General features: G+C 61.7%; 9 protein-coding genes. All 9 read left to right on the plus strand.

All coding sequences use genetic code 11. The annotated features are described in order from the left end of the window. Nucleotides 1-2 precede the first annotated feature (2 nt). A complete protein-coding gene (locus tag AC1D0Z_RS13405) occupies nt 3-830 on the plus strand; it encodes a branched-chain amino acid ABC transporter permease (protein WP_477658723.1) in 828 nt (275 codons plus the stop codon). Beyond that, nucleotides 827-1,834 (plus strand): branched-chain amino acid ABC transporter permease, encoded by a 1,008-nt coding sequence (locus AC1D0Z_RS13410; protein ID WP_477658724.1) that lies wholly within the window; start codon nt 827-829, stop codon nt 1,832-1,834. Before AC1D0Z_RS13405 ends, AC1D0Z_RS13410 begins: the two co-directional genes overlap by 4 nt. After that, nucleotides 1,831-2,589: an ABC transporter ATP-binding protein gene (locus AC1D0Z_RS13415; protein ID WP_477658725.1), complete on the plus strand. Its 759-nt coding sequence runs from the start codon at nt 1,831-1,833 to the stop codon at nt 2,587-2,589. The genes AC1D0Z_RS13410 and AC1D0Z_RS13415 overlap by 4 nt, the downstream gene beginning before the upstream one ends. A gap of 130 nt (nt 2,590-2,719) precedes the next feature. Next, on the plus strand, nt 2,720-3,481 hold the full coding sequence (locus AC1D0Z_RS13420; protein WP_477658726.1) for an ABC transporter ATP-binding protein: 762 nt from the start codon (nt 2,720-2,722) through the stop codon (nt 3,479-3,481). A gap of 32 nt (nt 3,482-3,513) precedes the next feature. Then, nucleotides 3,514-4,416 (plus strand): VOC family protein, encoded by a 903-nt coding sequence (locus AC1D0Z_RS13425; protein ID WP_477658727.1) that lies wholly within the window; start codon nt 3,514-3,516, stop codon nt 4,414-4,416. A 13-nt stretch (nt 4,417-4,429) separates the two neighbouring features. Continuing rightward, a complete protein-coding gene (locus AC1D0Z_RS13430; RefSeq protein WP_477658730.1) occupies nt 4,430-5,323 on the plus strand; it encodes a sugar phosphate isomerase/epimerase family protein in 894 nt (297 codons plus the stop codon). A gap of 124 nt (nt 5,324-5,447) precedes the next feature. After that, complete coding sequence (gene pcaB / locus AC1D0Z_RS13435) at nt 5,448-6,692, plus strand: 3-carboxy-cis,cis-muconate cycloisomerase (protein WP_477658728.1); 1,245 nt, start codon at nt 5,448-5,450, stop codon at nt 6,690-6,692. Next, nucleotides 6,689-7,081 carry a carboxymuconolactone decarboxylase family protein gene (locus AC1D0Z_RS13440; RefSeq protein WP_457280117.1) on the plus strand — a complete coding sequence of 131 codons (393 nt, stop codon included), beginning with the start codon at nt 6,689-6,691 and terminating at the stop codon, nt 7,079-7,081. The genes pcaB and AC1D0Z_RS13440 overlap by 4 nt, the downstream gene beginning before the upstream one ends. Nucleotides 7,082-7,126: 45 nt before the next feature. Continuing rightward, nucleotides 7,127-7,741, plus strand: a 615-nt coding sequence (locus AC1D0Z_RS13445) for an alpha/beta fold hydrolase (RefSeq protein WP_477658729.1), incomplete at its 3' end; no start/stop codon positions are given.

Below are 7,741 nucleotides of genomic sequence, written 5' to 3' on the forward strand. Positions count from 1 at the left end.
GTATTTACGCGCTGGCGGCCCTGGGCTTCACCTTGCTGTGGCAGGCCTCGGGAACGATCAACTTTGCGCAGGGTGAATTTGTCATGCTGCCGGCCTTCATGATGCTGGCCTTCATTTCGCTGGGCGCCCCCATGCTGGTCAGCTTTGTGCTGACGGTGCTGCTGGCCGTTCTGCTGCTGGGATGGGTCTTCAAACGCGGTGTGGTGGACCCGCTCTTCAAATACGGCATGATGCCCATCGTCGTGGCGACCATCGGGCTTTCCATTGCCATGCGCAACGGCGTGCGCGCCGGCTACAGCGCTGAAGCGCATCCCTTCCCGAGCCTGTTTGCCGACAAGCTCTTTAACATTGCCGGCGTCACGATCACGCTGCAGGACATCGGTACCTTTGCGCTGGCCCTGGTCATCGTGATGGCAACACAGGCTTTCCTGGCTAAAACCGTCACGGGCCGCGCCATGCAGGCGGTGGCGCAGAACACTGAAAGCGCTTCAGTACTGGGCATCAATGTGCCGCGCATGATTTTCTACACCTTCGCCATCAATGCCGTGCTGGCGGTGGCGGCGGCCCTGCTCGTTACGCCCACTTACCTCGCCAAGTTCGACATGGGAGAGGGCCTGGGTACCAAGGCTTTCTTCGCTGCCATCATTGGCGGCTTCAACAATTCTCGGGGCGCCTTGCTGGGCGGCCTGATTGTGGGGGTGTGCGAGAACCTTGCCTCGGCGTATATCTCGCCCGCCTACAAGGATGCTGTGGCGCTGGTTATTTTTATGGTGGTGATTCTCTTCAAGCCACAAGGCCTGCTGGGTAAAAAAGAGGAGCGCAAGGTATGAAGCTCGCCAACAACAAATTTGCCCTGGTGCTGACAGTTCTGGCTGCCTTGCTGGTTCTGGTGGTACCGCAATTCCTGAAAAACTACGGCATCTACCTGCTGACTTACTGGCTGGTTTTCATCATTGCCACCATGGGCCTGAACCTGACCATCGGCTACGCGGGCCAAAAGTCGCTGGGCCACGCAGCCTTCTTCGGTATTGGCGCCTACACCGTCGCCATCCTGATGAAAGCGGGTGTCAGTTTCTGGCTGGGTTTGCCGGCGGCCGCGCTGATCTGTTTTGCTGTCGGGTTGATCCTGGGTTTTCCTGCGCTGCGCGTGCAGGCCATTTACCTGGCATTCGCCACATTGGGTTTTAACACCGCCATCTGGCTGGTCATGCGCAATGAAGAATGGCTTACCGGAGGAACCTTCGGCATCAACAACATTGCACGGCCGTCCATTTTTGGTTATTCGCTGGAAGGCAACCTGCCTTACTACTACTTCGTGCTGGCGATGGCCGTCATTCTTTCGGGCCTGCTGTGGGGCCTGCTGCGCTCGCCCTGGGGCAAGGCCTTCACGGCCCTGCGCGACAACCCGATCCGTGCCGAGAGCCTGGGGGTGGACATCCGAAACTACACGCTGCTGAGTTTTGCCATCGGCGCGGCTTACGCAGGTATCGCCGGTGCATTGTTCGCCTCGCTGGTGCAGTTCATCGAGCCCGGGCCCTTCACGGTCGCCGCGTCCATCATGATGTATCTGATGGTGGTGGTCGGTGGTGCGGGTTATTTCCTGGGCCCCATCGTGGGCGCCGCCGTGGGTGTGGTGCTGCCGGAGTGGCTGCGCGATGTGCCGCTGGTGTCCAACTGGTATTTGCCGATGTTCGGCGCTGCGGTGGTGCTGTTGATGGTGTGGCTGCCGGACGGGCTGCTCAGCATTCCCGACCGTATACGGGCCAAGCGCGCAGCGCGTGAGGCATCGCTGGCACGTGCAGCGGCGGCCAGCCGGATCGGAGCGGCATCATGAGCAATGCGTTGTTAAAAGTTGCCGGACTCAAGAAAGCTTACGGGGCCATCCAGGCCGTGGGCGGCGTTTCCTTCGAAGTCATGCCGGGTGAAATCTTCGGTGTCATCGGCCCCAACGGTTCGGGTAAAACCACCATGTTCAACAGCGTGCTGGGCCAGATCACCCCGGATGCCGGTTCAATCGAGCTCAATGGAAAAACCATCACCGGCCTGTCGCCGCTCGAACTCAGCCGGCGCGGTGTAGGCCGCACCTTCCAGACCCTGCAGGTGTTTGGGAAGATGACGGTGCGCGACAACCTGATCGTGGCGGCGCAAGAGCACAAGGGCAGCCTGCTCGGCCGCATGTTTGCTCCTGGCGACTCCGGGCTGGGCGAGAAGGCCGACGCGCTGATTGACCAGTTCCGCATCCGCCATGTGGCTGACAAGCTCGCCGGCACCCTGAGTTACGGCCAGCAAAAACTGGTGGACATTGCCATGGCCTTCATGGCCGAGCCGGACCTGGTGCTGCTTGATGAGCCGTGTGCCGGCGTTAACCCCAGCCTGGTGGGCGGCATTTCGTCGCTGCTCCGGGACCTGAACCAGAACCCAAAATTTGGCCGCCAGGCCTCGTTTGTGGTGATCGAGCACAACATGGATTTTGTGATGGGCCTGTGCCACCGCATCATGGTGATGGTGGAAGGCAAGGTGCTGGCCATTGGCACGCCGGCGGAAATCCGGGCCAATAAAGAGGTGCTGGATGCGTATTTAGGTAATTAGAGCCCCCCTGTCTCGGCTCACTTCGTGTAGCCGGAATCCCCCCTCAGGGGGGACAAGCGCTGCGGCCCGGCTTAGCCGGTTCCGCGCCCTTGCTGGTAAAGAGGTTGAGTGGTGCTTCATGGAGATTGATATGACAAGTGATATCTGTATTGAATTTGACGATGTGGTGGCGGGTTACAAGGATTTCATGATCCTGAACAATCTGTCGTTCAAGGTCAGGACTGGTTCCATCACGCTGCTGCTGGGCCCCAACGGCGCGGGCAAGTCCACGGTTTTGAAAGCGCTCTTTGGCCTGCTCAAGCCGCGCCAGGGCCGCATCCTGTTGAATGGTGAAGATATTTCGGGCGCCAGCCAGAAAGAATTGCTGGCCAAAGGAATTGTGTTTGTGCCCCAGGGGCGCAACCTGTTTGGCCAGCTTACCGTGTGGCAAAACCTGGAGCTGGGCGGCATCACGCTGGGAACCAGGACCACGCATGAGCGTATTCCCGAGGTGCTGGAGTTTTTTCCGCGCGTCAAGGAACGCCTGCATTCCCAGGCTTCCGCGCTTTCGGGTGGCGAGCAGAAGCAGCTGGAGATCGGCCGGGCCTTGCTGCTGCGCCCCAAGGTCATCCTGATTGATGAACCCTCGATCGGGTTGTCGCCCATGGTGGTGCAGGACGTGTTCAAGCTGCTGCAGAAGCTGGCGGCGCAGGGTACAACGGTATTGATGGTGGAGCAAAACGTCAAAAGCGCGCTGAAGATTTCCGATGACGCCATCGCGCTCGAGTCGGGCCAGCTGGTGCTGCACAAGCCGGCGGCGGAGCTGCTGGCAGACCCTAATATCGAACGGCTTTTCCTCGGCGGCGGCCATGTGCCGGGCGCGACCGTGGCGCCCGCCATGGCAACTTCGTGAGTCTGCTGCAACCCATCACCGGAGACAACACCATGAGCACCTTTGCACCGGCTCCAGCCGCAGATCGGGAGGCCATTCCCGAAGTTGCCAACCCCCTGGGTCTGGACGGCATTGAGTTCATTGAATACACCACCTCCAAGCCGCAGGCGCTGGGCCAGGTACTGGAAACCATGGGATTCCGGCCGGTAGCCCGCCATCGCTCGCGCGAGGTGCTGCTGTACCGGCAGGGCGGCATGAATGTGATTGTCAATGCCCATATCCCCGCCATGCCTGATGGCGCCGCGCCGACCGACAAGCCGGTGATTGCCGCAATCGCCCTGCGTGTACGCGATGCCGCGGATGCGTACCACCGCGCGCTGGAACGGGGCGCCTGGGCCGTGCCGTCACGCGTCGAGGTGATGGAGCTGAACATCCCGGCCATCCATGGCGTGGGCAAGAGCCGCATCTATTTTGTTGACCGGTACGACAAATTTTCGATCTACGACGTGGACTTTGTCCCCATCCCTACAGTGGACCAGCACCCGCCTGCCGTGGCGGGGCTGCATTTTTTCGGCGTTGTCCAATACATTGGCAATGACCGCACCGAGGACTGGGCCGAGTTTTACCGCGAGCTGTTTGGGTTTACCGACCTGCCGGACGAACAGCGCTTCGGCATCCTGCCCAAGGGGCGCATCCTTCGCAGCCCGTGCCCGCCGTCTTCGCGCTTTTACCTCCAGCTGATCGAACCCGAAGCCAGCGTGCTCGACGTGGAAGGCGATGAAAGCCTGCAGCGTGTCGGTCTGGGCAGTGCGGACGTGCTGGCCACTGTCGGCGAGTTGCGCAAGCGCGGCGTCGAATTCCTCGAGTCACCCGGAGTCCACACCGAGGACCGCGGCGCGCTGACCAAGAGCTGGATGGGCAGTGTCAGTTTTGAGCTGGTCCATGACGTACGCTAAGCAGGCGCCAGGCATGAGCCACTACAGCGGCAATATCGACGATTTCGGGATGGACACCATCTCGCTGGCAGGCCCGCTGGAGGCCAAGCTCAAGGCCGTGCGCGAAGCCGGTTTCACACAGATCATGCTGGCCGCCAAGGACCTGGTGGGTCATCCCGACGGCATGGAAGCCGCCGTCGCCGCGGTGCGTGCCAGCGGATTGCGCGTCACCGGGTTCCAGGTGCTGCGGGATTTTGAGGGACTGTCCGGGCACCTGCACGAATACAAGATGGACATTGCCAAATCGATGCTGGAGATGTGCCACGCGCTGGGCTGCCGCCTGCTGCTGATCTGCTCGTCCACCTCGGTGCATGCCACGGGCGAGACCCAGGCCTTGGTCAGGGACTTGCGCAAGCTGGCCATGCTGGCGATCCCGATGAACATCAAGATTGCCTACGAAGCCCTGTCGTGGGGCCGCACGGTCAACGAGTTCCCGCAAGCCTGGGACATTATTTGTGAAGCCGACATGCCCAACCTGGGTTTGGGTTTTGACTCTTTTCACATGTTTGCGACGAAGACTTCGCTGGAGGAGCTGGACATCCTGGACCCGGACAAAATTTTCCTGGTGCAGCTGGCCGACTTCATGTGGACGGAAATCAAGTCGGTCGAAGAACGAATTGCCACCGCCCGGCATTTCCGTGTGTTTCCAGGCGAGGGCGTGCACAGCGAAGCGCTGGCCACACTGGTCACCAAACTGCATGGCCTGGGCTACCGCGGCGATTACAGCTTTGAAGTGTTTAACGATGACTACCAGCAAATGCCGTTGCCCACGGTAGCCCAGCGGGCCTGGCGCTCGGCCTTGTGGCTGGGGGAGGATGTGCTGCGGCGTTCTGTGCCGCTGCCTAACCAGATCCGCCTGAAGAAATGAAGCCCCCACGCTCGTCACTTCGTGCCTGCGGCGCGCTGCCCCTTTCCTCTGTGCGTGGGGCGCATTTTTCCTTGGGGCGGCCCGGYGGAAAAACATCTGTCATTGTTTTTTTGAGAGTCATGGCATGAGCAGCATTTTTGAAGGTTTTTTGTCCACGCCGGAAATTCTGGAAGCCTTCAGCGAGCGTAACTTCCTGGATGCCATGTTGCGCTTTGAGGCATCGCTGGCAAGAGCGCAGGCCAGTGCTGGCCTGATCCCCGAAGCGGCCGCGCAATCCATCGCCGGCACCTGCAAGGTCGAGCTGTTTGATGTGGCCAAGATCGTTCGCGAAAGCGGGCGCGCCGGCAGCATCGCCATTCCACTGGTCAAGGCCCTGAGGGAAACCGTGGGCCTCTTCAACAAGGAGGCTGCAGGCTTTGTCCATTTCGGCTCGACCTCCCAGGACGTGATCGATACCGCGCTGTCGCTGGTGACCCGTAATGCGCTGGACCTGATTGAAGCCGACATCCGTAAAACGGTGGCCGCGTTGCTCGTGTTGGCACGTCGCCACGCCGCTGACCCTGTATTGGCCCGCACGCTGATGCAGCCGGCATCCGTCACCAGCTTTGGTTTCAAATGCGCGGGTTGGGCCGCGCCGCTGGCGCGCAGCCTGCAGCGCCTGCAGGTGGCCGGCCACAATGCGCTGGCCGTGCAGTTGGGCGGCGCCGTGGGAACACTGGCGCAGATGAACGGCAAGGGCCCGCAAATCATGGCCCATATGGCGGCCGACCTGAAGCTCAAACCTTCCGCGTTTGCCTGGCACACCCAGCGCGACGAGTGGGTGGCGCTGGGCTGCGAGCTGGGCCTGCTGGTCGGCAGCCTCGGGAAGATCGCCAGGGACATCTCCTTGATGGGCCAGTACGAGGTGGGCGAACTGGCGGAGCCGGCCGAACCCGGGCGTGGCGGTTCGTCCGCCATGCCACACAAGCGCAATCCGGTCGCCTGCATGGTGGCCTTGGCTGCAGCGCAGCGTGCGCCGCAACGCGTGGCCGCCTTGCTGGCCACCATGGCGCAGGAGCATGAGCGCGCCTTGGGGAGCTGGCAGGCCGAGCTGGCCGAATGGCCGGGACTGCTAATGTCGGCGCACGGGTCCGTTCGCGCTATGGCCCAGGCCCTGCCGGGCTTGCAGGTGGATACCCAGCGCATGAGCGCCAACCTGGAGGCGCTGCGTTCCGTGCTGCCCGCCGACGCCGCCGATGAATGGTTTAGCCCGTCGCTGGCGCGGCACGCGTCGGTGCTGGCGCGTGCGCAGGCCGAGGCCGTTGAAGCAATGCTGGGGAAAACGCACACTGACAGCCATCGCACAAAGACCGCAAAAGGTAAACCATGAACGACCATGACAAGGGAATGATCAACCGCCGGCGCGTGCTCGGTGATGCCTGGGTTGACCGCTCCATCGCCAAAAGCAATGCCTTCAACGGCGAGTTCCAGGACTTGATCACGCGTTACGCGTGGAATGAGGTCTGGGGCCGGCCGGCGTTCGGTGACAAGACGCGCCGCCTGATGGTGCTGTCGACCATGATTGCGCTGAAGGCGTATGAGGAATTTGCCATGCATGTCCGCGCCGCACTCGACGGACCGCCGGAATCCAGGCTCACGCCGGACGATATCAAGGAAGTGATTCTGCAGGCTGCCATCTACTGCGGGGTTCCTGCCGCAAACCATGCGTTCTCGGTGGCAGGTGACATCCTGCGCGAGAAAGGCCTGCTCGCCGATTAAGGCGTGCAGTTGCGACTCCAATCCTTTACGCCATTGAAAAATCGCATGAAAAAACCTTATCTGCACTCGATCACTGAAGGCCAGGGACCTGTCGTGGTGCTCAGCCATGCACTGGGCTGCGACCTCACCATGTGGGATGGCGTTGCCGCTCTCCTGAAAAAACGCTACACCGTGCTGCGCCATGACCACCGCGGCCACGGCCAATCGGAAGCGGTGCCGGGCCCTTACACACTCGACTTGCTGGCCGACGATGTGGCGGGCCTTATCAAGGAGCAAGGTGGCGCTCCGGTGCATTTTGTCGGGCTCAGCATGGGCGGCATGACGGCGCAGGCGCTGGCGGCGCGGTATCCGCAGCTGCTCAAAAGCATCGTCGTTGCCAATGCCGCCATGTTTTACGACGACGCGGCGCGAACCATGTGGCAGGCGCGTGTCGATACGGTGCTGACCAGGGGCGTGGCGGCGATATCGGATGGTGCGATGCAGCGGTGGTTTACGCCGGAGTTCAGGACCGACGAGGCGGGCGGTGGCGCAAGCAAGGTAGCGGCGCTGCGTCGCGTGCTCGAAATCACCGATGCCGCTGCCTATGCGGCCAGTTGCGAAGCGGTTTCCCGCATCGACTTCCGAGCCAGCAACGGTGCGATCCAGTGCCCGGCCCTGGTG

The sequence above is a fragment of the Polaromonas sp. P1_E3 genome (genome assembly GCF_056405935.1).

Excerpts from the sequence above, each read along its gene's own strand:
- AC1D0Z_RS13420 (WP_477658726.1), top strand. The coding sequence starts at position 2,720 with ATGACAAGTGATATCTGTATTGAATTTGACGATGTGGTGGCGGGTTAC.
- pcaB (WP_477658728.1), top strand. The coding sequence starts at position 5,448 with ATGAGCAGCATTTTTGAAGGTTTTTTGTCCACGCCGGAAATTCTGGAA.
- AC1D0Z_RS13425 (WP_477658727.1), top strand. The coding sequence starts at position 3,514 with ATGAGCACCTTTGCACCGGCTCCAGCCGCAGATCGGGAGGCCATTCCC.
- AC1D0Z_RS13410 (WP_477658724.1), top strand. The coding sequence starts at position 827 with ATGAAGCTCGCCAACAACAAATTTGCCCTGGTGCTGACAGTTCTGGCT.
- AC1D0Z_RS13415 (WP_477658725.1), top strand. The coding sequence starts at position 1,831 with ATGAGCAATGCGTTGTTAAAAGTTGCCGGACTCAAGAAAGCTTACGGG.
- AC1D0Z_RS13440 (WP_457280117.1), top strand. The coding sequence starts at position 6,689 with ATGAACGACCATGACAAGGGAATGATCAACCGCCGGCGCGTGCTCGGT.
- AC1D0Z_RS13430 (WP_477658730.1), top strand. The coding sequence starts at position 4,430 with ATGAGCCACTACAGCGGCAATATCGACGATTTCGGGATGGACACCATC.